Source organism: Pseudomonas sp. AP3_22 TE3818, from assembly GCF_053628995.1.
In genome coordinates this window covers 19,629-42,272 of record NZ_JBRJHL010000001.1, presented here as the reverse complement: position 1 = coordinate 42,272, position 22,644 = coordinate 19,629, and the positions used below count along the sequence as shown (strand labels likewise).

26 protein-coding genes are annotated in these 22,644 nt (G+C 59.3%); 12 read left to right on the top strand and 14 right to left on the bottom strand.

Features of this window, described 5'->3' with window-relative positions; translation table 11 throughout:
* Positions 1-93 precede the first annotated feature (93 nt).
* Both AB7M25_RS00220 and AB7M25_RS00215 read left to right on the top strand, forming a co-directional pair.
* Complete coding sequence (locus tag AB7M25_RS00220; RefSeq protein WP_429389705.1) at positions 94-873, top strand: N-acetylmuramoyl-L-alanine amidase; 780 nt, start codon at positions 94-96, stop codon at positions 871-873.
* A 76-nt stretch (positions 874-949) separates the two neighbouring features.
* Entirely contained in the window at positions 950-2,566 is a 1,617-nt protein-coding gene (locus tag AB7M25_RS00215) for an EAL domain-containing protein (protein ID WP_218480909.1), read from the top strand.
* A gap of 7 nt (positions 2,567-2,573) precedes the next feature.
* Here AB7M25_RS00215 and AB7M25_RS00210 read toward each other — a convergent pair whose 3' ends face one another.
* On the bottom strand, positions 2,574-4,364 hold the full coding sequence (locus AB7M25_RS00210; protein ID WP_454236860.1) for a KinB sensor domain-containing domain: 1,791 nt from the start codon (positions 4,362-4,364) through the stop codon (positions 2,574-2,576).
* 10 nt (positions 4,365-4,374) lie between these two features.
* Positions 4,375-5,721, bottom strand: coding sequence for a sigma-54-dependent response regulator transcription factor AlgB (algB, locus tag AB7M25_RS00205; protein WP_429389701.1), 1,347 nt, complete (start codon positions 5,719-5,721; stop codon positions 4,375-4,377).
* Positions 5,722-6,159: 438 nt separating this feature from the next.
* On the opposite strand from algB, the gene AB7M25_RS00200 reads away from it, so the two are divergent.
* The 4 genes from AB7M25_RS00200 to AB7M25_RS00185 all read left to right on the top strand — a co-directional run bounded on the left by AB7M25_RS00200 (position 6,160) and on the right by AB7M25_RS00185 (position 10,280).
* Complete coding sequence (locus tag AB7M25_RS00200) at positions 6,160-6,447, top strand: hypothetical protein (protein WP_429560944.1); 288 nt, start codon at positions 6,160-6,162, stop codon at positions 6,445-6,447.
* A gap of 72 nt (positions 6,448-6,519) precedes the next feature.
* A complete protein-coding gene (locus AB7M25_RS00195) occupies positions 6,520-6,684 on the top strand; it encodes a DUF1328 domain-containing protein (RefSeq protein ID WP_003177151.1) in 165 nt (54 codons plus the stop codon).
* 842 nt (positions 6,685-7,526) lie between these two features.
* Positions 7,527-8,858: a glutamate/aspartate:proton symporter GltP gene (gltP, locus tag AB7M25_RS00190; protein WP_429389697.1), complete on the top strand. Its 1,332-nt coding sequence runs from the start codon at positions 7,527-7,529 to the stop codon at positions 8,856-8,858.
* A gap of 192 nt (positions 8,859-9,050) precedes the next feature.
* On the top strand, positions 9,051-10,280 hold the full coding sequence (locus tag AB7M25_RS00185; protein ID WP_429389695.1) for a nucleoside recognition domain-containing protein: 1,230 nt from the start codon (positions 9,051-9,053) through the stop codon (positions 10,278-10,280).
* Here AB7M25_RS00185 and AB7M25_RS00180 read toward each other — a convergent pair.
* Positions 10,262-11,359, bottom strand: a complete 1,098-nt coding sequence (locus AB7M25_RS00180) for an aminopeptidase (protein ID WP_218472893.1) — start codon at positions 11,357-11,359, stop codon at positions 10,262-10,264. The genes AB7M25_RS00185 and AB7M25_RS00180 overlap by 19 nt on opposite strands.
* 59 nt (positions 11,360-11,418) lie before the next feature.
* On the opposite strand from AB7M25_RS00180, the gene AB7M25_RS00175 reads away from it, so the two are divergent.
* Both AB7M25_RS00175 and AB7M25_RS00170 read left to right on the top strand, forming a co-directional pair.
* Complete coding sequence (locus AB7M25_RS00175) at positions 11,419-11,841, top strand: PA0061/PA0062 family lipoprotein (protein ID WP_007969774.1); 423 nt, start codon at positions 11,419-11,421, stop codon at positions 11,839-11,841.
* Between the two features lie 40 nt (positions 11,842-11,881).
* Complete coding sequence (locus AB7M25_RS00170) at positions 11,882-12,301, top strand: PA0061/PA0062 family lipoprotein (RefSeq protein ID WP_429389692.1); 420 nt, start codon at positions 11,882-11,884, stop codon at positions 12,299-12,301.
* Between the two features lie 4 nt (positions 12,302-12,305).
* On the opposite strand, the gene AB7M25_RS00165 is transcribed toward AB7M25_RS00170, so the two are convergent.
* Both AB7M25_RS00165 and AB7M25_RS00160 read right to left on the bottom strand, forming a co-directional pair.
* A complete protein-coding gene (locus AB7M25_RS00165) occupies positions 12,306-12,539 on the bottom strand; it encodes a DUF1161 domain-containing protein (RefSeq protein ID WP_429389690.1) in 234 nt (77 codons plus the stop codon).
* 183 nt (positions 12,540-12,722) lie between these two features.
* The gene (locus tag AB7M25_RS00160; protein WP_116579880.1) at positions 12,723-13,154 is read right to left on the bottom strand and encodes an OsmC family protein; all 432 of its coding nucleotides are present in this window, start codon (positions 13,152-13,154) and stop codon (positions 12,723-12,725) included.
* A 239-nt stretch (positions 13,155-13,393) separates the two neighbouring features.
* Between AB7M25_RS00160 and AB7M25_RS00155 the strand changes: the two genes are divergently transcribed.
* A complete protein-coding gene (locus tag AB7M25_RS00155) occupies positions 13,394-14,395 on the top strand; it encodes an LLM class flavin-dependent oxidoreductase (protein WP_008002158.1) in 1,002 nt (333 codons plus the stop codon).
* Positions 14,396-14,463: 68 nt separating this feature from the next.
* Here the strand turns inward: AB7M25_RS00155 and AB7M25_RS00150 are convergent, their stop codons facing one another.
* Both AB7M25_RS00150 and AB7M25_RS00145 read right to left on the bottom strand, forming a co-directional pair.
* Complete coding sequence (locus AB7M25_RS00150; protein ID WP_104450432.1) at positions 14,464-14,688, bottom strand: DUF1161 domain-containing protein; 225 nt, start codon at positions 14,686-14,688, stop codon at positions 14,464-14,466.
* A 121-nt stretch (positions 14,689-14,809) separates the two neighbouring features.
* The gene (locus tag AB7M25_RS00145; protein ID WP_015092929.1) at positions 14,810-15,025 is read right to left on the bottom strand and encodes a dodecin; all 216 of its coding nucleotides are present in this window, start codon (positions 15,023-15,025) and stop codon (positions 14,810-14,812) included.
* Between the two features lie 157 nt (positions 15,026-15,182).
* Between AB7M25_RS00145 and AB7M25_RS00140 the strand changes: the two genes are divergently transcribed.
* Positions 15,183-15,506, top strand: coding sequence for a DUF883 family protein (locus tag AB7M25_RS00140; protein ID WP_104450433.1), 324 nt, complete (start codon positions 15,183-15,185; stop codon positions 15,504-15,506).
* Here AB7M25_RS00140 and AB7M25_RS00135 read toward each other — a convergent pair.
* Positions 15,503-16,396, bottom strand: coding sequence for a LysR family transcriptional regulator (locus tag AB7M25_RS00135; protein WP_429389687.1), 894 nt, complete (start codon positions 16,394-16,396; stop codon positions 15,503-15,505). The two genes, AB7M25_RS00140 and AB7M25_RS00135, sit on opposite strands and share 4 nt — an antisense overlap.
* Positions 16,397-16,520: 124 nt before the next feature.
* Between AB7M25_RS00135 and trpB the strand changes: the two genes are divergently transcribed.
* Together trpB and trpA are read left to right on the top strand one after the other, a co-directional pair.
* Positions 16,521-17,741, top strand: coding sequence for a tryptophan synthase subunit beta (trpB, locus tag AB7M25_RS00130; RefSeq protein ID WP_008002146.1), 1,221 nt, complete (start codon positions 16,521-16,523; stop codon positions 17,739-17,741).
* Entirely contained in the window at positions 17,741-18,553 is an 813-nt protein-coding gene (gene trpA / locus AB7M25_RS00125) for a tryptophan synthase subunit alpha (protein WP_454236859.1), read from the top strand. Before trpB ends, trpA begins: the two co-directional genes overlap by 1 nt.
* A 148-nt stretch (positions 18,554-18,701) precedes the next feature.
* Here trpA and AB7M25_RS00120 read toward each other — a convergent pair whose 3' ends face one another.
* The 6 genes from AB7M25_RS00120 to AB7M25_RS00095 all read right to left on the bottom strand — a co-directional run bounded on the left by AB7M25_RS00120 (position 18,702) and on the right by AB7M25_RS00095 (position 22,583).
* Positions 18,702-20,663 carry a DUF7844 domain-containing protein gene (locus AB7M25_RS00120; RefSeq protein WP_429560941.1) on the bottom strand — a complete coding sequence of 654 codons (1,962 nt, stop codon included), beginning with the start codon at positions 20,661-20,663 and terminating at the stop codon, positions 18,702-18,704.
* Positions 20,660-20,980, bottom strand: coding sequence for a DUF2388 domain-containing protein (locus tag AB7M25_RS00115; RefSeq protein WP_007969755.1), 321 nt, complete (start codon positions 20,978-20,980; stop codon positions 20,660-20,662). Before AB7M25_RS00115 ends, AB7M25_RS00120 begins: the two co-directional genes overlap by 4 nt.
* 28 nt (positions 20,981-21,008) lie before the next feature.
* Positions 21,009-21,326 (bottom strand): DUF2388 domain-containing protein, encoded by a 318-nt coding sequence (locus AB7M25_RS00110; protein ID WP_429389681.1) that lies wholly within the window; start codon positions 21,324-21,326, stop codon positions 21,009-21,011.
* A 107-nt stretch (positions 21,327-21,433) separates the two neighbouring features.
* A complete protein-coding gene (locus AB7M25_RS00105) occupies positions 21,434-21,754 on the bottom strand; it encodes a DUF2388 domain-containing protein (RefSeq protein WP_007969752.1) in 321 nt (106 codons plus the stop codon).
* A 145-nt stretch (positions 21,755-21,899) separates the two neighbouring features.
* Positions 21,900-22,109, bottom strand: coding sequence for a DUF1127 domain-containing protein (locus AB7M25_RS00100; RefSeq protein ID WP_429389679.1), 210 nt, complete (start codon positions 22,107-22,109; stop codon positions 21,900-21,902).
* A 258-nt stretch (positions 22,110-22,367) separates the two neighbouring features.
* On the bottom strand, positions 22,368-22,583 hold the full coding sequence (locus tag AB7M25_RS00095; protein ID WP_007969750.1) for a DUF1127 domain-containing protein: 216 nt from the start codon (positions 22,581-22,583) through the stop codon (positions 22,368-22,370).
* Between the last annotated feature and the right edge of the window lie 61 nt (positions 22,584-22,644).

The window sequence follows — 22,644 nt, the reverse complement described above, 5'->3', positions numbered from 1 at the left end:
TTCCATTTTGTTTAATTCGCGGCGATTGCCGTCAGCCCGCAAGGCATTACGTTACACTGTTGCATTATTGTCTTGTGTGTACTGCCTTTCGCCATGAAATATCTTGCTCTGATCGTGTCACTTCTTGTGCTGGCCGGCTGCGCCAGCGGTCCCCGTTTTGACACCAGTCATCCTTCAGCCAATTACGACAGCCGTGTGCAGTTCGTGGTGGTGCATTACACCAACGCCTCGCTGGAGCGTTCGCTGCAACTGCTGACCCACGGCGAAGTCAGCAGTCATTACCTGATCGGTGACGACAAGGGCGCCACTATCTACAAGCTGATGGATGAAAACGTTCGCGCCTGGCACGCCGGGGAGAGCGAATGGAATGGCCGGACCTGGCTGAATTCCAGTTCCATTGGTATCGAAATCGTCAACCCGGGATTCAAGGACACTCCAACCGGGCGCGTGTGGTACCCCTACACCGAAGATCAGGTCCAGTCCTTGATCGTATTGCTCAAGGACATCAGCAAGCGCCAGGGCATCAAGCCTCGCGACATCATCGGCCATAGCGATATTGCGCCGTTGCGTAAACTGGACCCGGGGCCGCTGTTCCCCTGGAAGCGTCTGGCTGCCGAAGGCCTGGGTATCTGGCCGAACGAACAGGCGGTCGCGCGCCAGCAAATGCTGTTCGCCGATCAGTTACCGAGTATCGGCTGGTTTCAGGCGCAATTGGCCCGCCTGGGTTATGCCTCGCCACAAACCGGCGAGCTCGATGTTGCGACACGGCATGTGATAGCGGCATTCCAGATGCACTTCCGCCCGGCTCGCTTCGATGGCACTCCGGATGCGCAAACAGCCGCGCTGCTTTTGGTGTTGAACCAGACAAAATAATGGCGCCCGCCCGGCGGTCAGGGCTTTTTCCCAATCAGCAGCTATAACTCATTGGTAATCCATCGGATATTACGCAATGACTGCTGCTCGAGAGACCTTCCGTAGTTGGTTCCATCGCCCCTGGTTCCTGGGGCTGATGTCGGCTGTCTTGAGCGCAACGTTATTGATGGCTGGCAGCCTGTTCGTCGCCATTCATCAGGTCGAGCAAAACGAAAGCGAAGAAATGAATGCTCAGGGTGAGCGCTTTCTCGCCCGCCTGGAACAGCTCTTCGGGCAACTGCGTGAAAGCCTGGACGACCTTGAAGCGCAACCGTTGCGCGGTTGCGATGCTGAAATGATCGCGACCTTGCAACAGGTTACGTTCAATTATCGCTTCGTCTACGAAGCCGCCTACATGGACTCCTCGCGGATCTGCTCCAATCGCCCTCGCCAGGAAGGGCTGTCGCTGATTCGAGCGCCAGACATCAAGGGCCCGACCTACAGCTATTGGCTCAACACTACCACCGAACCCGATGAAAACCGCGCCGCCCTGATGCTGGGGCGCGGGAATTTCCGGGTCGCGACCTCTCGCGGGCATTTGACCGATATGGTCGACCTGTCGCCGGGCAGCAGCCTGCTGGTCGTCCTGGACCATGGTACGCGCGCGATTCCGGTATTGGGCTCCTCCCAGATCTGGCCGCCGGTCGAGGCCTGGCCACCGAAAAACCGTGATGCGCTGCAGATCACCCAGACACGCCTGATATACCGCATGCCCACCGACAACCCGGAGTATCAATTGGTGTTGATCAGCCTGCGTACGGGCATGCATATCCCGTCGGTCTGGTGGTGGCTGCTGCCGGCCAGTATTGCGCTGGGCATATGCGTCGGGTTCCTGGTGTTCCTGTTGGTGCAACAGCGGCAGTCGCTGGATGCCGAACTGGCCGGAGCGATCCGACGGGGCGAGTTGCAGGTGCTGTATCAACCGATCTTCGACCTCGATAGCCGCAACTGTGTCGGGGCTGAAGCGCTGCTGCGCTGGCGCAGACCGGACGGTACCCTGACCAGTCCCGACCTGTTCATTCCGATGGCGGAGGACACCGGGCAGATTCGCCAGATGACGGATTTCGTCTTGCAACGTTTGCTCGAGCAACTCGGCCAGTTGCTGCGTGCCAACCCGCAACTGTACATCTCGGTCAATCTCGCGGCGTGTGATGTGATGGTTCCGCGCATCGGCCAGGTGATGGCGAGGCTGCTGACCCTGCACCGCGTCGCTGCGCGGCAAATCGCCTTCGAGGTTACCGAGCGTGGGCTGGTCGATGTGGTGGTGGCCCGGGAAAACCTGCAATCGCTGCGGGATGTCGGGCACCAGGTGTTGATCGATGATTTTGGCACCGGCTACTGCAGCCTCGCCTATTTGCAAACCCTGCCGGTGGACTGCCTGAAAATCGACAAGGCGTTCATTGATGCGTTGGGCCATGACGCTGCCAGCAGCGGTGTGGCTCCGCACATCATTCACATGGCCCAGTCGCTGCATTTGAAGGTGATTGCCGAGGGCATCGAACATGAGGCCCAGGCTGAGTTCCTGAGCAGTGAAGGCGTGAAGTTCGGCCAGGGCTGGCTGTTCGCCCACGCGCTGAGCGCGGTTCAGTTCATTGAATTGATAACCCGGGGGCGACGTCGGGCGGGCGGCCGGCGCCTGGATGACGAAGCGTGACTGCGATCTAAACCGTCAGCGCCATGTAGAACTGAGTGCCCTGCCCCGGGCGTGAATAGACGCCCATCCGCCCGCCATGCAATTGCACGATTTCCTTGCACAATGCCAGGCCGAGACCGGCTCCGCCTTTCTTGCGTCCGACCTGCACGAACGGCTCGAAGATCCGCCCCTGCTGACCGTAGGCAATGCCTTCGCCATTGTCCTCGACACTGACGATGACCCGATCGCCGTGGCGCCGGGCGTGCAGGCGTATCCGCCCGCCGGAACCGGTGTGACGCAAGGCGTTGTCGAGCAAATTATCGAGCACCCGCTCCAGTTGTGGCTGATCGGCCTGCAAACGCGGCAAAGACCCCTGCACTTCCACCAGCAGACTGATGTTCTTCTCGGCGGCCGATGTGGCAAAGCGTGATTGAGCCTGTTCCAGCAGCGCCTCGATGGAACACGGCGCCAGGGTAAGTTTCTGCAAACCGTTCTGGTAACGGGAAAAATTCAGCAGGTCATTGATCAACTGCATCAGCCGCTGCATCTCTTCATTCACGGTATCGAGCAGGTCGGCTTCCCGGGAGTCCGGGGCAAAATGCGCACGCTCGCGAAATAATCCGAAGGCCATGTGCATGCCGGTGACCGGGGTGCGCAATTCATGGGAGGCGCGCAATACAAATTCGCTGCGTACCCGTTCGAAGGCTCGCTGCTCCGTGACGTCATGCAGCACCATCACGGCACCGAGAATATGGCCCTGGGTGTGGCTGACCGGGGTCAGGCTATAGGTCAGCAGTCGCGACTCGCCGTCGACTTCGACACTCAAATCCTCCGGCGCCCGCTCCAGGGTGCCGCCGCGTAGCACCAGTTGCAACTGCTCATTGAGTTCGGGGCGCTCCAGCGCCGTGCCCAATCCCTGTCCCAGGCGATCGGACTCCCAGCCCAACTGACGCTGGGCCACAGGGTTAAGGTGTTCCAGATGGCCCTGACGGTCGATCATCAGCAGGCCGTCGTCGATGCTGTCGAGCACGGCCTGCAAACGCTGCTGGCCGGCCAGCAATTCATCGACGTTGGTGGCCTGATGTTCACGCAGCGCCTGGGCCATGATCCCGAAACGCCGGGTCAGCTGGTTGAGCTCCACTGCCGAGGAGATCGGCAGGGTGACATCGAAATTGCCCTGGCCGATATTGTCCGCTGCCTTGGCCAAGGCTTCGATGGGTGCCCCGAAACGCCGGGCAATGGCCTGCGCGGTCACGAAGCCGATGACCAGCACCGCCAGCCCCACCAGGCCAAGTGACCCGGCAATCAGCAGTGCCCGCTCCCGGGCCTGGCGCTCGGTATCGTTGATGTTATCCAGCGCACGCTTGTGCTCGGCGATCAGACCATTGCGCAGTGCGTTGAATTTTTCCGTCAGGTTGTCATGGCTGCTGAGCACATTCGAGGGATCCGGGGACGCTTCATAAGCTTCGATAAAGCGCTCGTAGTCAGCCTTGGCTTTTCTGAAGCCGTACTCGCTCGCATTCTGCGCGGGTTCCTGGGCAATGCCTTCCTCCAGCAATTGGAAGTAACGCTGCTTCGAGGCGGCGAAAGCGGCGGAGTCAGGCTTCTCGCTGAGCATGATGATCAGTTGATCACCCAGGGTTTGACGCAGCTTGAGACCCAGGTCCAGGGTAATGAAGTTACTGCGGATCAGTGCTTCCTGGCTGCCGGCCATCTGCATCACGCTGACCAACCCGAGCAGGAGCCCGAGCAAGGCGACGGTGATCAGTGCGGAGATGCTCAGGAAAAGCCGGGTCCGCAATTTCATCGCCAGTTTCATCGGCTATTGCTCACAAGTTGTACTGCTTGCGTTTGCGGTACAGCGTCGAGGCATCGATGCCCAGGGTTTTTGCCGCTTGATCCAGGGTGTCGGCGGTGGCGAGGACCGCGCCGATGTGGGCCTTTTCCAGCTCATCCAGGCTCAACGCTGCGCCGATGCGCGGTGCATTGTTGACCGGGGTTTCGGCCATGCCCAGATGACTGATTTCGACCCGCTCCTGCGGACAGATGATGCTCGCGCGCTCGATCACGTTGCGCAGCTCACGGATGTTGCCCGGCCAGCGATAGCCCAGTAGGGCCTCCCGGGCCTCGTCGCTTAACACGCGCGCGGGACGGGCATACTCCTTGACGAAACGCGCCAGGAAACGATCGGCCAGGTTGAGAATATCTTCACGGCGTTCGCGTAGCGGTGGCAGGTGCAGGGTAATGACATTCAGGCGATAGAGCAGGTCTTCACGGAAACGACCATCTCGGACCATGTCCTCGAGGTTGAGGTTGGTGGCTGCAAGGATGCGCACATCGGCACGGCGGGTCACCGGGTCACCGACGCGCTCATATTCTTTGTCCTGAATGAAACGCAGCAATTTCGGCTGCAATGTCAGCGGAAAGTCGCCGATTTCGTCGAGAAAAAGAGTCCCGCCGTCCGCCTGGTTGACTCGGCCCAGGGTGCTTTCGCTGGCGCCGGTAAAGGCACCGCGACTGTGGCCGAAGAGTTCGCTTTCCATAAGCTCGGCGGTCAGCGACGGGCAGTTGATTGTGACGCAGGATTTCTTCGCGCGTTTGCTCCAGCCGTGAATGGCTTGGGACAACTCGCCCTTGCCGGTGCCGGATTCACCGAGAATCAGGATATTGGCATCGGTCGTAGCCACCTGGCGCGCGGTTTCGAGTACCACTTTCATGGCCGGGCTGTGGGAGTCCAGACCATCCTTGGGCTTGCGTACTTCACCTTCCAGGGCTTCCAGCCGCGCCGACAGCTGCCGCACTTCCAGTTGCTTGGCGGTTGCCAGCCGCAATTGATCGGGGCTGCACGGCTTGACCAGATAGTCGGCCGCACCGGCCTGAATCGCATCCACCGCCGTGTCGACGGCTGAGTGCGCAGTGACGATCACCACCCGCATCCAGGGCGCCTGGATACGCATCTGGGCCAGCACATCGAGGCCGTTGTCTTCACCCAGACGCAGATCGAGGAAGCACAGGTCGAAGACCTGGCGCTGCAACAGGGCTTCTGCCTGCGCGGCGCTGGTGGCGGTGGCTACGCTGTAGCCTTCGTCTTCAAGGCAGTAACGGAAAGTACGCAGGATGGCGGACTCATCATCCACCAGCAGAATGCGGCCTTGGTGCTCAGTGGCTGATTCCATTTTCCTACGCTCCTTAATGAATGATCTTGATTGGGTCCCGGAGAAATCGGGCAAGTTGCATGATTGATTCTGAGCCATTCCTGTCATGGCAGGGTAGCGTTCATCCGATGTATCGGTTAGCTAGCTGATGTAGCGCGTCTTTTAATAGAAGCCCAGTTTCCGACAGCAGCCAGCGTGTATTTCTGACATCCGCGTCCTCCTCTCAATTCAAAAAATTTACACCTTCCTTCAAACGAATCGTGCAATACGCACGACTGCACAAGTGGCATCGTGCAGGATGCGTCCGATATGATTTTCTTGATGATCGTAAGATATTGATATTAAAGGTAATTAATTCGATTCAATGCTGGCATGCGGGCTGCAAATGTCTGGTTAACCAGGGCATTCAAAAACAAACGCCCGCTATCGAATACCGACCCGAGTGGTAGGAGCTCCAGGATGAACCGTCAACGTGCCGCCCACCTGCATCTCTCGCCTGTGCATATTCAGCAAGGACTGTTTGCTGTTCTGGCGCTGCTGCTCACGCTTATCGGCGGCCAACAGTTTCTGCGCTGGGAGCAGGGTCAGCAGCCGCAAGCGCCACAACTGTCGATTCAGCATCCGACCCAAACCCATTTCAGTGCTGTTGGCAGCCTTCAGGCCGATAGCACCCCGATGCGCATGATGGACGTCGACCAGGCCGGGCCTGCAGGTGAGATACGTCATCAAGAGCGCTGGGTGTTCTAGGTAAAAAATTTCCGCCGCAGCGATGTGCCGGGAAACGCAACACCTCTAAATAGAAGCGTAAGGAGAATCACCATGTTGAGCTGGGCAATCACATTCCTGATCATTGCCATCATCGCCGCAGTACTGGGCTTCGGTGGTATCGCGGGCACCGCCACGGGGATCGCCAAGATTCTGTTTGTCGTGTTCCTGGTGATGTTCATTGCTTCCTTCTTCTTTGGCCGTCGCGGTCGAGGCTGACATGAACGGTTTGTTCAAGACGCTGGCAGCCGCCCTGCTATCAGGGCGGTAGTGCCATGGCATGGGGGCTGAGGTTTCTCTCCGGCATGCCTGAGGCCCTCATGCAGGGCTTGTTGATAGAACAGAATTTGTACACGAAGGAGGTCACAGCGCCTCTTTCTATCTGCGTCACCTGAGGAGGGCTGGCGCATGACCAAGGGGTCGGGACGTTCTGCCTGTTTCAGGGGCGGAGTGACCTACGGGTACAGGGAGTACCTGCGCAAGGGCCGGGTCAGGAAAAGCTGCTGCGCAAGTTCGCCGGACCACCATGGCTCGACGAGCTTGCGAAGGGCTGGATCACGCAACACCTTGAAATAGAGCGCTCGTCTCGATTTCATCACTCTTATCGCGTCTTTGTCCCTGTTACGTCGGAAATTACTTTTCCCGGTGTTTCACAGGCGACCGTATATCGAGAAAAATCCCTTTTTTTTGGCTGCGATTTTTCGCTTTGTCCTGCGGGATTCTGCTGAAAAATCAACGCTCGGCCACTGCTCAAAAAACATTCAATCTGCTCTGTGATGACCGGTTCACGGCGCTTATGCCTGACGAAATGTCGCAATCGAACCGATTGCGACGTTGCGTTCAGCGGAAAAACCTCATGCCGATTCGGCATAGGGTAGGCGTTTACGGCATTAGACGGCGCTTCCTTGCATCGGAATAGTTGCGCCTTTTTTCGCCTGCCAGAGAGCCGCAAACACGCGCTCCGGGGCACCTTATACGGGGGGTAGATGCACTAGACTTTTTCGCCACGAGCGTTCCAGTTCGCGCATCTCCCTGAGTCAAACGCAAGTAAGGGTAAAGATATGAAGAAGGCAAAGCTTAGCCTCGCCTGGCAGATCCTCATCGGTCTGGTATTGGGGATAGCAATCGGTGCGCTGCTCAACCATTTCAGTGCCGAAAAAGCCTGGTGGATCAGCAACGTCCTGCAACCAGCAGGCGATATCTTTATCCGTCTGATCAAGATGATCGTGATCCCGATCGTCATCTCCTCTTTGATCGTCGGCATTGCTGGCGTCGGTGACGCCAAGAAGCTGGGACGCATCGGCTTCAAGACCATCATCTACTTCGAAATCGTCACCACCATCGCCATCGTGGTCGGTCTGCTGCTGGCCAACCTGTTCCATCCGGGTGCCGGCATCGACATGAGCACCCTGGGCACTGTGGACATTTCCAAGTACCAGGCGACTGCCGCCGAGGTCCAGCATGAACACGCGTTCATCGAAACCATCCTCAACCTGATCCCGTCGAACATCTTCGCGGCCATGGTTCGCGGCGAAATGCTGCCGATCATCTTCTTCTCCGTATTGTTCGGTCTCGGGCTGTCGAGCTTGCAGGCGGACCTGCGCGAGCCGCTGGTGAAGATGTTCCAGGGCGTGTCGGAAAGCATGTTCAAGGTCACTCACATGATCATGAACTACGCCCCGATCGGCGTGTTCGCACTGATCGCGGTGACCGTGGCCAACTTCGGTTTCGCGTCGCTGTTGCCGCTGGCCAAACTGGTGATCCTGGTTTATTTCGCCATTGCCTTCTTCGCTTTCGTGATCCTGGGCCTGATCGCTCGACTGTTCGGCTTCTCGGTGATCAAGCTGATGCGCATCTTCAAGGATGAGCTGGTACTGGCCTACTCCACCGCCAGTTCCGAAACCGTGCTGCCGCGCGTGATCGAGAAGATGGAAGCCTACGGCGCGCCAAAAGCCATTTGCAGCTTCGTGGTACCGACCGGCTACTCGTTCAACCTCGACGGTTCGACCCTGTACCAAAGCATTGCAGCGATCTTCATTGCCCAGCTGTATGGCATCGATCTGTCGATCAGCCAGCAACTGCTGCTGGTCCTGACGTTGATGGTCACCTCCAAAGGCATCGCCGGCGTACCGGGCGTGTCCTTCGTGGTCCTGCTGGCCACCCTCGGCAGCGTCGGTATTCCTCTGGAAGGCCTGGCGTTCATCGCCGGTGTCGACCGCGTCATGGACATGGCCCGTACCGCACTGAACGTGATCGGCAACGCCCTGGCTGTTCTTGTAATCGCTCGTTGGGAAGGCATGTACGACGACGCCAAGGGCCAGCGTTACTGGAACTCCCTGCCGCACTGGCGTAGCAAGGAAAAGCTGCCGGCGGGTGAAGTTTCCAAAAACTGATACACCCCCTGTAGTAGCCGGCTCGCCGGCGATGAACGATAACGCGGAGCGACAGGTGCACCGCGGTGTGGCAATCGCCAGCAAGCCGGCTCCTACAGATGTGTGGAATTTCAATGAACCCCGGATAAATCCGGGGTTTGTCGTTTCTGGCCACCCCGCTATCATTCGCGGATCTTTTGGGGGATTTGACTGATGCTCAATGGCCTTTGGCTTGGCTTCTTCATCGTGGCAGCCGTTTCGGCGCTGGCGCAGTGGCTGATTGGTGGCAACGCCGGGATATTCGCGGCGATGGTGGAGAGCATTTTTGCCATGGCCAAGCTGTCGGTCGAGGTCATGGTGCTGCTGTTCGGCACCCTCACCCTCTGGCTGGGTTTTCTGCGCATTGCCGAGAAGGCCGGCATCGTCGAATGGTTGGCCAAGGCCTTGGGGCCGTTGTTTTTGCGCCTGATGCCTGAAGTCCCGCCGGGTCATCCGGCCATCGGCCTGATCACCCTGAATTTCGCCGCCAACGGCCTCGGTCTGGACAACGCCGCCACGCCTATTGGCCTGAAGGCCATGAAAGCGCTGCAAGAACTCAACCCCAGCGCTACCGTCGCCAGCAACGCACAGATCCTGTTCCTGGTGCTCAACGCCTCTTCGCTAACCCTGCTGCCGGTGACGATCTTCATGTATCGCGCCCAGCAAGGCGCGCCTGACCCGACGCTGGTGTTCCTGCCGATCCTGCTGGCGACCAGTTGCTCGACCATTGTCGGCTTCCTGTCGGTGGCGTTCATGCAGCGCCTGCGCGTCTGGGATCCGGTGGTGCTGGCCTACCTGATCCCCGGTGCCCTCGCCCTCGGTGGTTTCATGGCGTTGCTGGCGACCCTTTCGGCGACCGCGCTGGCCGGCTTGTCATCGATCCTCGGCAACCTGACGCTGTTTGGCCTGATCATGCTGTTCCTGCTGATCGGCGCGCTGCGCCAAGTGAAGGTGTACGAGGCCTTTGTTGAAGGTGCCAAGGAGGGTTTCGACGTCGCCAAGAACCTGCTGCCTTATCTGGTGGCGATGCTCTGCGCGGTGGGTGTCCTGCGGGCCTCCGGGGCGCTGGACTTCGGCCTGGACGGGATTCGTCATCTGGTGGCGTGGGCCGGTTGGGACACGCGCTTCGTTGATGCGCTGCCGACGGCGATGGTCAAACCCTTCTCCGGCAGTGCCGCCCGGGCGATGCTGATTGAAACCATGAAGACCTCGGGCGTGGACAGCTTCCCGGCGCTGGTCGCGGCGACAATCCAGGGCAGCACCGAAACGACGTTCTATGTGCTGGCGGTGTACTTCGGTGCCGTTGGCATCCAGCGCGCACGCCATGCGGTTGGCTGCGCATTGCTGGCGGAGCTTGCCGGGGTGCTGGGTGCAATCGGCGTTTGCTACTGGTTCTTTGGTTGATCGGCGCCGTCAGCCAGCGTCTTGAGCGCGGCCTTGCGCTCTTCCGTCGGCAAGCCACCTAGCTTTTCCACGGCGGCATAGAACCTGGGCCAATCGCCATCCACCTGATGGAACAGCGCATCAAATGCCGGTACCCACTGGTCGTACAAGCCAAACGGCAATAACCGGGCATTGTTCATGGGGGCATGGACCCAGGCGTCGTAGCGTTTGTCTCCAGCCCACTGACTGTCACGCAGTTGCCGGTATTCGCTGCGCAAGCGCTCGAACTCGGCCGCCTTGCGCTGGCGCATCTGTTCGGTTGGCAACGGCAAGGCGTAGAGCTTTTCCAGCCGGGCGCGGGTTTCCAGCACCAACTCAGTGAACTGGTCGCGCTGACGCGCCTGCGCATTGTTGTCCGGTGGCAGGTGGCGATAGGCACGCCATTGGCGAGTACCTTCCTGCTCGACGAAGGTGGCAAAGGATTCGTTGAACTCAGTGTCGTCCTTCACATAGAAGCGCTGATGGGCCAGTTCGTGAAAAATCAGCGTGGCCAGTCGCTCATCTCCCCAGCCCATCATCGAACTGATGATCGGGTCGTTGAACCAGCCGAGTGTCGAATAGGCCTCGACGCCGCCGATCGACACGTCCATGCCCTGCAAGCGTTGCAAGGCTGCTTCGCCGCGCGCTGCGCTCTGACTGTAGTACCCGCGGTAGGCCACGCAGCCGGCGATGGGAAAGCAGTGGTTTACAGGCTTGAGAGAAAATTCCGGCGTGACGAAGACATTCCAGACGACGAAGGGACGGCCAATGTCCGCGTACAAGCGGTAACTTTGGTTATCCGGCAGGTGCAATTGCCGGCTGGCGAACGTTCGGGCCTTTTGTGATTGTTCCAGGTGTATACGCAGTTTTTGGTCGCGCGCCGGGTCGGCAATCACGCTGGAAACCGGCTCCCTGGCCCGCAGCAACTGCAGTTGGCCGCTGGCCAGTTGGCTGTAATAGCTGATGCTGGTGCAACCGTTGAGCAACAAAAACAACACGCCCGGAAACAAAACGCGAAAAACGCGATCAAGTAACCCAAGGCTAGGAAGCGGCCTGAACACAATAATTCTTCCTTGGAGAGTCTTCTCGCAAGACTATCCCGCCTGACTGGAGCTCCGCTATGCGCACGATGATACTGACAGGAAGTCTGCTGTTGCTGGCCGGCTGTGCCGGATTCGGAATACCCCGCCATGATCCTGCGCAAGCCTGGATCGACCTGGACTCGAAGCAAGAAGATACGGCGTTGCAGGCACTGGAGGTCGATGACAAGGCCACCGACGACAAGCGCTACTTCGAGGTTCAGCCCGGTAGCCATGAATTGACAGTCCGCTACCAGTTTCCGGTGCAGCCCACCAACATCGGCCCCGACGCCGAGCCGTTGTGGCGCGATTGTCAGTTGAACGTGAAATTCAAGGATTTCAACGCCGGCGAACGTTATCAACTGCAAGCGGGGAACATCGGTTTTCGGCCGTGGGCCAAGCTCTATGATCAGCAGCGAAAAGTGATCGGCCAGGGCACCCCTGCGGGCTGTCAACGAACCTGATCGGCGTTATGCTGGGTGCATATCCCCCGGGACATCCATCATGCGCAGGTTGATGCTGTTACTCGCCGTCGGTGTCGTCGCGGGCTGTCAAAGCCCGATGCCGACACCTGATCCAAAAATGGCCTGGGTTGATTTCTCGACGCCCTTCCCTAACGACAAGTTGTTGATGGCCGAACGCCTGGACAAACAACGATTGCGCGATGGGCGTTATTTTGAAGTGATGCCCGGCAGCCACGAGCTGATCGTGCGCTTCGACTTTGAAGTTCCCGGCGGCGGATTGGGCATGATGAGCGGTCCCTCTGAACGGCTGTGCTACCTGACCATCCGTTACGATCATTTCGAGGCCGGTCAGCGGTACGTGCTCGAAGGCCGCTCCATTGCGCTTACCCCCGGCGCCCGGCTGTACAACGCCAAGCGCGAGATCGTCGCTGAAGACGTCGAAGCCTACTGCCTGATGTGAGATGTCAGCGGTCGTTCTTCTGGTAGATGATTTTTTTGGTGCCGTTTTCGCACGAACCCACGACCATGTTCTGGTCGTGCACTTCGTCGTTGGTGACGACTTCAAGCGTGTAGGAAGTGACGCCACTGGCCTGGATCTTGGCTTCGATCTCGGCCTTGAGCTCTTCGCAGGGTTTCGGTGCTGCGAGGGCCGACGTGGCCAGTGCGCAGCAGATAACCGCCAGGGCAAAACGTTTCATGGTTGAAGCTCCTTTGAGGCAGCACGCCTATTCACAGGTTTTTGCTGCTGTCATTTATTCGACCATATTATTGGCGGGCAAATCTGTCACGACACAAAAAAGATCGCAGCCTTGGGCACCTCTTGCCGAATGATCCCGGCAGGTTACGCAAGGCTGCGATTTTTTCTTTGCAAAAATGAAGATCTAGCTGACCAATGTTGCCTCCAGGCTGATCTTGGCATTCAGCACTTTGGACACCGGGCAGCCCTCTTTGGCCTTGTTGCTGAGTTCTTCGAACTGCGCCTGGCTTGCCCCGGGGATTTTCGCCTGCAGAATCAATTTTACTGCGGTGATCGCAAAGCCGCCGTCCACTTGATCCAGAGTGACTTCTGCCTGGGTATCGATGCTATCGGCCTTCAGGCCGGCGTCACCGAGAATCATGGAGAACGCCATGGAGAAACAGCCGGCGTGGGCAGCGCCGATCAACTCTTCCGGGTTGGTGCCCCGGCCGCCTTCGAAGCGCGCCTTGAAGCCGTAGGGGGCTTCCCGGAGCACGCCTGTTTCTGTGGAAATCGAGCCGATGCCGGTTTTCAGATCACCTTCCCAATGGGCCGATGCTTTCTTGACGATAGCCATGCCTGTCTCCTAAAGGTCGGCGCGAAAGGTCGCGCCTGCGGGGTTTTCGGTTGCCAGGGTTGTGAGGATAGACGAAGGGGCAAAGTTCACTTCGTCCGATCAATCTGCTTTTTTCGCGGGATTTTTTACCGAGCTATTGAAACTCGGGTATATGCCCACATTGCATGAACACGCTTTTGGATTCGGCAGGTTTGCGTTCGCAAGAACAAACCTGCGCCCTCAATTGGAGAAGCAGGTTTATGAAACGACTGTCCGATATCAAGTTCTCGACCCTCGATCTGGTGCCGGTGCGCGAGAACGGCAGCGCGGCCCAGTCGCTGCGCAACTCGCTGGACCTGGCGCAGCATGTCGAGAAGTTCGGTTACAACCGCTTCTGGGTGGCTGAGCACCACAACATGGACGGCATCGCCAGTTCCGCGACTTCGGTACTGCTCGGTTATCTGGCCGGTGGCACGTCGACCATTCGAGTCGGTTCAGGCGGGGTGATGTTGCCCAACCACGCACCCTTGGTGATTGCCGAGCAGTTCGGCACCCTGGAAAGCCTTTATCCGGGCCGGATTGATCTGGGCCTGGGGCGCGCCCCCGGTTCCGACCAGATGACCGCACGTGCCTTGCGCCGCGAGCGCTCTGGCAGTGCCGACGACTTCCCGGAAGATGTGGCGGAACTGGTGCGCTACCTCGGACCACGTACCCCGGATCAACGGATCATCGCCATGCCGGGAACCGGGACCAATGTGCCGGTCTGGTTGTTGGGGTCCAGCCTGTTCAGTGCTCAACTGGCCGGTGAACGCGGTTTGCCCTACGCCTTCGCTTCGCATTTCGCGCCGCGTTATATGCATGAAGCGATTCGGGTCTACCGCAATCACTTCAAGCCCTCAGCCGTTTTGGACAAACCTTACGTAATGCTCGGCGTGCCTTTGGTGGCGGCCGATACCGACGAGCAGGCCGATTACCTGGCGACTTCGGTGTTCCAGCGGATTCTCGCCCTGATGCGCGGCCAAAGCCTGGTACAGCGTCCGCCGGTGAAGACCATGGACGGCCTGTGGCTGCCCCATGAGAAAGAGGCTGTGCACGATTTTCTTGGGTTGGCCATGATTGGCAGCCCACAGAAAATCCGCGCCAAACTCGAGGTCTTGATCGAACAGACCCAGGCTGACGAGCTGATTTTCACCTGTGACCTGTATGAGCATTCGGATCGCGTGCATTCCTACGAGCTGCTGGCGCAGGTCATGCGAGGCTGATACTCAAACGGCAGGCATGAAAAAGCCGGCGCCAGGGCGTCGGCTTTTTCAATCAGGCGAGGACCGGCCTACTTTTTGTAGACGATCACTTTGGCGCCCTTTTCGCATTTACCAACAACTTTTCCGCCAGCGGCGCTACCTTTATCGACAATCTCCAGCGAATAACCGGAAACGCCCTTGGCATCAAGTTTCGCTGCGATTTCGGCTTTCAGCTCTTCGCATGGCTTGCCACCATCCGCCAATGCGGTCCCCGCAAGGCTCAACAAACCTACCGCCAACATAAACTTCTTCATCGGTTGCATTCCCTGGTCGGATCATAGGGGTAACCAGCCGTCAGCCGGACGCACTCATGCAGCGCTTTGCCATTCCCTATGGCATTCGGCCGGCGTGCAAGTTCAGAAGACTAGCCCAAAGTCAGCTGCTGGCAATCCGGAATCCGACTTTCAGGGTCACCTGAAAGTGCGCAGCCTTGCCGTCCCTGATGTGCCCACGGGTCTCGGTGACTTCAAACCATTCCATGTACTTGATGCTTTTGCTGGCTTCGGTCAGTGCGTTGTTGATCGCATCTTCGATACTGCTGGTGGACGAGCCGACCAGCTCGACTTTCTTGTAGGTGTGATGGTCAGACATGGCGTTCTCCTTGGCGTGTGAATTACAGCCTAGCAGTGATTTTTCCTATTTCTTCTGTTGGCCGTTCTGAGAGTGAAGTTCAGATTTTCTGCACTTTCTCGAACCCCTGAAGTCCCAACCAACACACGCCACTCATCACCAGTGCAGGAGAGCCACCATGGCCAACACCTCGTTACGCAAAGCCTCATTGCAAAGCATGGAAGCCGAGATCGAGAGTCTGCTCAAGTCTTTGGAAAACCTGAAGGACGACGCCTCGGACGAGTCGCGTAAAACCCTCAAGACCCTGAAAAGCAACGCCGAGAATGCCTTGAAGCACTCGCGGCACCTGCTGGCCGACGCCTATGAAGAGGTCAAGGTCAAAACCCGCGAAACCGGGATTGCCACCCGGGACTACGCCCAGGAGCACCCTTGGACTACAGCTGGTGTCGCCGTGGGCGCATTGGGCCTGTTGGCCGCTTATCTGTTGTGCAAGCGTGATTAATCCGCCCGGCGCAGCTCGTTTTTCAGCCACTGCGCCAGTTGCCGGGCGCGCCCGTCCGCGGCGCGCTTGGGTAGCCACAACGCCAGTTGTGCCGGGGTTTCACTGAAGCCCCATGGCGCAACCAGGCGGCCGGCTTTCAAGTCCTCCGTCACCAAGGGTTCGGGGGCAATCGCCACGCCCAGGCCCGCGACGGCGGCTTCCAGCAAATAATACAAATGTTCAAATCCCTGGCCGTACTTCAATGCCCTGACGTCGAGGCCGCATTGTTGCGCCCAGTTTGGCCAGGCTTGCGGGCGTGAGGTGGTGTGCAGCAAGGGTTCGTTCAGCAGTGCGCTTTCCGGCGCTTGCTTGAGCCGCTCATAGCCGGCGAGCCGGGGGCTCATGACCGGACCGATACGTTCGCTGGCCAGCTCGAAAACCTGCATGTCCGCCGGCCAGGGGGGCTCGGCAAAGACCAGCAAGGCATCCAGTCCCGGTCTTCGCGGATCGAGATCGCCTTCTCCGGCCGACAGGTGCAGGCGCAGGTCCGGCAGGTCGGCATTGAGTCTCCCCAGTCGCGGGATAAACCAGCGCGCCAGCAGGCTTCCCGAGCAACCGAGCACGAACGGGGCGTCGGCCGTGCTTTGTGTGAGTTCGGCGCAGACGCTGCGCAGGCGCTCGAAGGCTTCGCTGCTGGCGTCACGCAGGCGTAAGCCGGCATCTGTGAGTTTCAGGCCGCGACCTTCCTTGATGAACAGGCTGACGCCGAGGTGTTCTTCAAGCACTTTGAGCTGCCGGCTGACCGCCCCATGGGTGACATGCAGCTGCTCGGCCGCCTGACTGACGCTGTTCAAGCGGGCAGTGGCTTCGAAGGCGCGAAGCGCGTTCAGCGGAGGAAGGTCATGGCTCATGGGATATGTGAGTTTTCCTGACAGATTGTGGCGATCTTATCGGTTTTCAGACCGGGGTGTCAGGGGTAGAGTGAAGCCCACTGTCTCTTTATGCATCACTTCACGCATTCAACTGGAGCGCCAAATGACCCAGACTAATCTGCGCAACGGCCCTGATGCCAACGGCCTGTTTGGCGCGTTCGGTGGCCGCTACGTTGCCGAAACCCTGATGCCGTTGATCCTCGACCTGGCCCGTGAATATGAGTTGGCCAAGGAAGATCCTGCATTCAAGGAAGAACTGGCCTACTTCCAGCGCGACTACGTCGGACGTCCAAGCCCGTTGTACTTCGCCGAGCGTCTGACCGAGTTCTGTGGCGGCGCGAAGATCTATCTCAAGCGCGAAGAGCTGAACCACACCGGTGCGCACAAGATCAACAACTGCATCGGCCAGATCCTGCTGGCGCGACGCATGGGCAAGAAGCGCATCATCGCCGAGACCGGCGCCGGTATGCACGGCGTGGCGACGGCCACCGTGGCTGCGCGTTTCGGCCTGGATTGCGTGATCTACATGGGCACCACTGACATCGAACGCCAACAGGCCAACGTGTTTCGCATGAAGCTGCTGGGCGCCGAGGTTATCCCGGTGGTCGCCGGCACCGGCACGCTGAAGGATGCAATGAACGAAGCCCTGCGTGACTGGGTGACCAATGTCGACAGTACCTTCTACCTGATCGGCACCGTGGCCGGTCCACACCCTTACCCGGCGATGGTCCGCGACTTCCAGGCCGTGATCGGCAAGGAAACCCGCGAGCAGTTGCAAGCCCAGGAGGGTCGCCTGCCGGACAGCCTGGTGGCGTGCATTGGCGGTGGCTCCAACGCCATGGGTCTGTTCCATCCGTTCCTCGACGACAAGAGTGTCGAGATCATCGGCGTTGAAGCGGCCGGTTACGGCATCGAGACCGGCAAGCATGCGGCCAGCCTGAACGGTGGCGTTCCTGGCGTGCTGCACGGCAACCGCACTTTCCTGCTGCAGGACGACGATGGCCAGATCATCGACGCTCACTCGATCTCCGCTGGCCTCGACTACCCGGGCATCGGCCCGGAACACGCCTGGTTGCACGACATCGGCCGCGTTCAGTACACCTCGGTGACCGACGACGAAGCCCTCGCTGCATTCCACCAGTGCTGCCGCCTGGAAGGGATCATCCCGGCGCTGGAAAGCGCCCATGCCCTGGCTGAAGTATTCAAGCGCGCACCGACCCTGCCAAAGGATCACCTGATGGTGGTCAACCTGTCCGGCCGTGGCGACAAAGACATGCAGACCGTGATGCACCACATGGAACAATCTAAGCAGGAGAAACACTGATGAGCCGCCTGCAAACGCGTTTTGCCGAACTCAAGGAACAGAACCGCGCCGCCCTGGTGACTTTCGTGACTGCCGGCGACCCGGGTTATGACACCTCCCTGGCCATCCTCAAGGGCTTGCCGGCGGCTGGCGCCGATGTGATCGAGCTGGGCATGCCCTTCACCGACCCGATGGCTGACGGCCCGGCCATCCAGCTCGCCAACATCCGTGCGTTGGGTGCCAAACAGAATCTGGCGAAAACCCTGCAAATGGTTCGCGAGTTCCGCCAGGACAACAACGAAACGCCGCTGGTGCTGATGGGGTACTTCAACCCGATCCACATGTACGGTGTACCGCGCTTCATTGCCGAAGCCAAAGAGGCCGGCGTTGATGGGCTGATCGTGGTCGACCTGCCGCCGGAGCATAACGGCGAGCTGTGCGACCCGGCGCAGACTGCGGGCCTGGACTTCATTCGCCTGACCACGCCAACCACCGACGATGTGCGCCTGCCGACCGTTCTCAACGGCAGCTCCGGTTTCGTCTACTACGTGTCGGTAGCGGGTGTGACCGGCGCCGGTGCCGCAACGCTGGAGCACGTCGAGGAAGCAGTCGCCCGTCTGCGCCGCCATACCGACCTGCCGATCAGCATCGGTTTCGGTATCCGGACTCCGGAACAGGCAGCGTCCATTGCACGCCTGGCTGATGGTGTGGTGGTGGGCTCGGCGTTGATCGACCAGATCGCCAATGCCACGTCCCCGGAACAAGCCGTGGATGGCGTGCTCAGCCTGTGCTCGGCATTGGCCGAAGGCGTGCGTAAGGCCCGCGTCAGCTGAAGGCACCGTTCCTGATTCAGAGACTGAACAGCAAAACGCTGTAAACCTTGTGGGAGCGAGCTTGCTCGCGATAGCGGCGTGTCAGCCAACATCAATGCTGGATGTGCAGCCCTCATCGCGAGCAAGCTCGCTCCTACAAGATTGCGGTTCAAGGCAACTCTATGCCGCCTGCTGCCTTGTGCAGTGTGCGCAAATGCTCGCCAATCTGCTTCACGTTGGCTTCGTTGGCGGCCATTTCGGCGGCACGGCCAGGTTCGAGCAACGCTCTCACTTCCTTGTCCAGGTCTCCGGACAGCGCCAGGAGCTGCTTCTGGCGCTGGCTGCTTTCCGATTCCAGATGCTCCCACTCGCTCGGCTGTGGCAAGCCATAACCGTTGGTGCCCAGCAGTTCCGCCGGACGGCTGAGGAAGCCACTGTTGGCGAGAATGTCCTTGAGTGTCTCGTTGGCCTTGTCCATGCCGCCATTCTGCAGTTCCCGGGCGCCCAGATAGCGCTGCTTCACTTCATCCTGAGCCAGCAGCAACTGCTGACGGAAACTGGCCTGTTCCAGCAGGAGCAACGCCGCGCTGGTGCGCAGGTCCGCCTGCTCGAACCATTGCCGACGTTCCGCGGCTTTCAAGTCCAGCCACTCTTCGACGGTTTCCTGTTTGATCGGCAAGTGCTTTTTCAGGATTTCGAACATCGCCTGATAGCGTTCGCGGAAGGAATCGAAACGATAACCCAGGCGCAAGGCTTCCCGCTGATCGTCCAACACACTGGTGTCCGCCAGCCCTCGACCTTTGAGCACTTCCAGCAAACCGTTGGGCATGATGTTGTCGAGTCCGACCAATTTCGGGTTGTTGGTTCCGCCACGCAGCAATTTCAGTTCTTCCACCGCGCAGTTGTTCGACAGGAAGAAGTAGTTGCCGTCGTAGCTCCAGTGCATCTCGGCGGCACGTTCCACCACGTCTTCAATCTCTGGGCGCGACAGGTTCAGGGGCACGGAGGCCAGGCTGCGCAGTTCGGTCTTGGTATATTCGTCGATGACCTGGGACAGCGGCAGGATAAACAGCCGCGACGGGTATTTGCCGACCAGGCCATCCCAGCTCGACAACTGCACGTCGCCGACGAAGGCGCGATACGACAGCACCAAGTGCTGGTCCAGGTCCAGTCGACAATCCGGGCCACGGGGGCGGCCCGGCGCGCAGATCACCAAACGCAGCATGCTGTGGCCCCAGCGGCTGAACAGGTTCTGGTTAGCCTCGGCCAACAGGTAGTCAACGGCATAGACCCGCTCCGGATCGACCTGCCCCAGTGGTGTCTTGGCGAAGTCGTTGCCGGCATTGAGGAACGCGACGGTTTTGCTGCAGGTGTCACTGGCGGCGGGCGCCCAGCCGAAATGCTCTTTGTAGTAGCGGTACAGTGCGGGACGGCGGCAAGCGTAGCTCGGGTCGAGGAGGAAATACTCCATGTTGACCGCGACGAACTCCATGGGACTGCTGGTCTCGTAGATATCCGGACTGCGGGCGATCTGGCGATTGTGCTGTTCGCGTTCACCCCGACGGCCTACGTATTGCTGCCAGCCCGCCAGGTCGAGCAGGCGCGGATCGTCGCTGAGGGTAAAGCGCCGATCGGACTGACCCCGACATTGGTCGGGTATGCCAACCAGCCCTGAGCTGTTGTTGCGTCGGGTGCAGCGCTGAATCAGCTTGCGCTCGTCATCCGGCCACAGGCGCGAACGGTCGTAGATGTGAGTCAGCTCGTGCAACACAGTGGCCAGCATCTCCCGGCGCACGGTGCCATGGGGACGATGGGTTTTTTTGCTCGCGGCGCTGCCATCCGTGAGGCCGGCCAGCAGGTTGCGGTTCAGATCGAGCTCGGACACCAGCGATGCCTGGCCGTAGGCATTGCGCGGCATGTCATCGGTCCAGCCGACGACGATACGCCGGTCCAGCTGCTCGATGAAGCGTGGTGGCAGCGCCTGCATGGCTTCATCAAGCAACGCCTGGCTGGCTTGCTGTTGCGCGGGCGTCAGGCCTTCGGTCTTGAGTTGTAACTGCAGGCCTGCGTGGGCCGTGTTGCCGAGCAGCAACAGGGCCCCGGTCAGCAGCCAGGCGCGTGGACACCTCACAGTGCGAGGATGGCTTCGGCGAGATCCTGATCGCTGGCGTCGCGCGCTTCGGGCACGCGGGTGCGCAGCAAGTTGAAAGCGGACTCCAGGTGAGCGCCACGAATGTCGCCATCGCTGGCGACGAAACTGGCGGCGTCGTCCTGGGCTTCGCGCACGATTTTCGAATCGCGAATGGACGTGGTGGTGTCGGAGGTGAAATCGAGGGTGCGCTGGGTCGCACGGATCAGGATGTTACTGGTGGCAACCAGAGTATGTGCCTGGGCCACATCGGCCAACAGCAGCAGGCCGAGGATGGCAGCAATCAGCGGGTTACGCATGGAACGAACTCCAGAAAAGCGGGGATAACTATTGGACGAGAATTGCTTGCGCCAGTTCAAGGTCGCTGGCATGAAGTTTTGCCTGGGTCTGGCGCAGATACCGAAGGGCCGACTCCAGTCGTGCGCCTCTCAGTTGGCCGTCACTGGCAATGAATGCCGCGGCATCATCGTGGGCGGCGAGCAGTAGTTTATGGTCGAAGGGGGCGGAGGTCACGAGGCTTGTGGCGTAACCACTGGCGACGGTGCCCTGGGTGGACAGGTTGAAAGCGTCATAAGCGTCGGCTGATGCGCAGCAGCCCAGGGTGAGAAAGACTGGAATGATCAGGAAGCGGGAAGGAAAACGCATGAGACTCGACAGTTGAAAGTGAGTCCCAAGGCTAGCGCAAGGGCCGACCTAGAGCCAGTGCCGAAACATTGGGGCACGCCGGGCGTGCCCCATGTCTGTACCGCCGCTTAGATGGTCAGGATCGCCTGAGCCAGTTGTGCGTCTGTTGCACTCAGTTGCGGCGCCTTATGGCGAATGTGATCGAGGGCGCTTTCCAGCTTCACACCGCGGATGGAGCCTTCGCTGGCGACGAAGCTGGCGGCGTCGTCACGGGCAGCGAGGACGATCTTGTCATCCTTGAACGACGACGAAACGATGTTGGTGGTTGCATCGGACGTGGCCTTGAGCGCGTTGACCACAGCATCCGTGGTCACGATGAAGCTGGAGGCTTGGGCACTGGCAGCCACGGCAAACAGGGCCGCGGCGCTAAGCAGGCGAAGACGGGACATGGGGTAACTCCTTTTGGTAGACCATTTGAAATATGGCGCAGTGTCTGCAAAGTCAGACGTCAGGCACTCGGCGTTCGCCACGTTCTGGATTGATATTAGGCCTGTCTGTGTCGGTTCGAACAGTCCTGGCCCTGCACGCAGGAAGTCAGCGCCAGAACGGTTTATCCAATTCATTGATGCGGTCGGCGTGGCTGATACCCAGATCCGCTAACTGGCGATCATCGAGTTGAGCCAGCAAACGTCGCGTTCTCGCCCTTTCCAGGCCAGCGCAGAGCCCCTTCAGCAGTCCTCGGAGCCTCTGCTGGCCAGGTCTCGATTGAACCGAAGGAATGGAAAAATCCTGTACGTTCTTCATGGCACGGTCCCTGTCCTGATAAGTGGAGAGCTCCATGCTGACACCCGCCGAATATCCACTACAGACACACAGTAGCAATATTGTACTCATGCAGTTTGTAGTTTTTGAAAACTGTACTGGTTATCAGGTTTCTCTTCTGTAATACCGGGTTTGCCAAGCCAAAACGACAAAACCCGTCGTGGTTGCCCACGACGGGTTTTGTTTTTTCAATTCGGGTTGCTGGCGGTGGACCTTAAGGTCAGAGCCAGCGACGCTGACTTAGCGCCAGAACGGCTTGCTCAGCTCTTCATAGCGTTGTGCTTCGCTAATCCCGGCGTCAGCCAGCAGACGCGAATCCAGGCGAGCCAGTTGATGGCGGCTGGTAATGCGGCGCTGCCACAACATCAGGTTGGCGATAACGCGCAGAGGCAGGGAAGCCTGGGTTTTTGCAGCAGTGTCTTCGAAGAACAGATCGGAACTGAGTGTACGTTCCATGGTGGTCATCCTTCCGCTTGTGGCGGGATTAGGTAGTGGTTTAACTGGTGCCCATGATCCT

Bases quoted from the DNA above. Each gene is read 5' to 3' on its own strand.
- AB7M25_RS00220 (WP_429389705.1), top strand. From the start codon at position 94: ATGAAATATCTTGCTCTGATCGTGTCACTTCTTGTGCTGGCCGGCTGC.
- AB7M25_RS00215 (WP_218480909.1), top strand. From the start codon at position 950: ATGACTGCTGCTCGAGAGACCTTCCGTAGTTGGTTCCATCGCCCCTGG.
- AB7M25_RS00210 (WP_454236860.1), bottom strand. From the start codon at position 4,364: ATGAAACTGGCGATGAAATTGCGGACCCGGCTTTTCCTGAGCATCTCC.
- algB (WP_429389701.1), bottom strand. From the start codon at position 5,721: ATGGAATCAGCCACTGAGCACCAAGGCCGCATTCTGCTGGTGGATGAT.
- AB7M25_RS00200 (WP_429560944.1), top strand. From the start codon at position 6,160: ATGAACCGTCAACGTGCCGCCCACCTGCATCTCTCGCCTGTGCATATT.
- AB7M25_RS00195 (WP_003177151.1), top strand. From the start codon at position 6,520: ATGTTGAGCTGGGCAATCACATTCCTGATCATTGCCATCATCGCCGCA.
- gltP (WP_429389697.1), top strand. From the start codon at position 7,527: ATGAAGAAGGCAAAGCTTAGCCTCGCCTGGCAGATCCTCATCGGTCTG.
- AB7M25_RS00185 (WP_429389695.1), top strand. From the start codon at position 9,051: ATGCTCAATGGCCTTTGGCTTGGCTTCTTCATCGTGGCAGCCGTTTCG.
- AB7M25_RS00175 (WP_007969774.1), top strand. From the start codon at position 11,419: ATGCGCACGATGATACTGACAGGAAGTCTGCTGTTGCTGGCCGGCTGT.
- AB7M25_RS00170 (WP_429389692.1), top strand. From the start codon at position 11,882: ATGCGCAGGTTGATGCTGTTACTCGCCGTCGGTGTCGTCGCGGGCTGT.
- AB7M25_RS00165 (WP_429389690.1), bottom strand. From the start codon at position 12,539: ATGAAACGTTTTGCCCTGGCGGTTATCTGCTGCGCACTGGCCACGTCG.
- AB7M25_RS00160 (WP_116579880.1), bottom strand. From the start codon at position 13,154: ATGGCTATCGTCAAGAAAGCATCGGCCCATTGGGAAGGTGATCTGAAA.
- AB7M25_RS00155 (WP_008002158.1), top strand. From the start codon at position 13,394: ATGAAACGACTGTCCGATATCAAGTTCTCGACCCTCGATCTGGTGCCG.
- AB7M25_RS00150 (WP_104450432.1), bottom strand. From the start codon at position 14,688: ATGAAGAAGTTTATGTTGGCGGTAGGTTTGTTGAGCCTTGCGGGGACC.
- AB7M25_RS00145 (WP_015092929.1), bottom strand. From the start codon at position 15,025: ATGTCTGACCATCACACCTACAAGAAAGTCGAGCTGGTCGGCTCGTCC.
- AB7M25_RS00140 (WP_104450433.1), top strand. From the start codon at position 15,183: ATGGCCAACACCTCGTTACGCAAAGCCTCATTGCAAAGCATGGAAGCC.
- AB7M25_RS00135 (WP_429389687.1), bottom strand. From the start codon at position 16,396: ATGAGCCATGACCTTCCTCCGCTGAACGCGCTTCGCGCCTTCGAAGCC.
- trpB (WP_008002146.1), top strand. From the start codon at position 16,521: ATGACCCAGACTAATCTGCGCAACGGCCCTGATGCCAACGGCCTGTTT.
- trpA (WP_454236859.1), top strand. From the start codon at position 17,741: ATGAGCCGCCTGCAAACGCGTTTTGCCGAACTCAAGGAACAGAACCGC.
- AB7M25_RS00115 (WP_007969755.1), bottom strand. From the start codon at position 20,980: ATGCGTAACCCGCTGATTGCTGCCATCCTCGGCCTGCTGCTGTTGGCC.
- AB7M25_RS00110 (WP_429389681.1), bottom strand. From the start codon at position 21,326: ATGCGTTTTCCTTCCCGCTTCCTGATCATTCCAGTCTTTCTCACCCTG.
- AB7M25_RS00105 (WP_007969752.1), bottom strand. From the start codon at position 21,754: ATGTCCCGTCTTCGCCTGCTTAGCGCCGCGGCCCTGTTTGCCGTGGCT.
- AB7M25_RS00100 (WP_429389679.1), bottom strand. From the start codon at position 22,109: ATGAAGAACGTACAGGATTTTTCCATTCCTTCGGTTCAATCGAGACCT.
- AB7M25_RS00095 (WP_007969750.1), bottom strand. From the start codon at position 22,583: ATGGAACGTACACTCAGTTCCGATCTGTTCTTCGAAGACACTGCTGCA.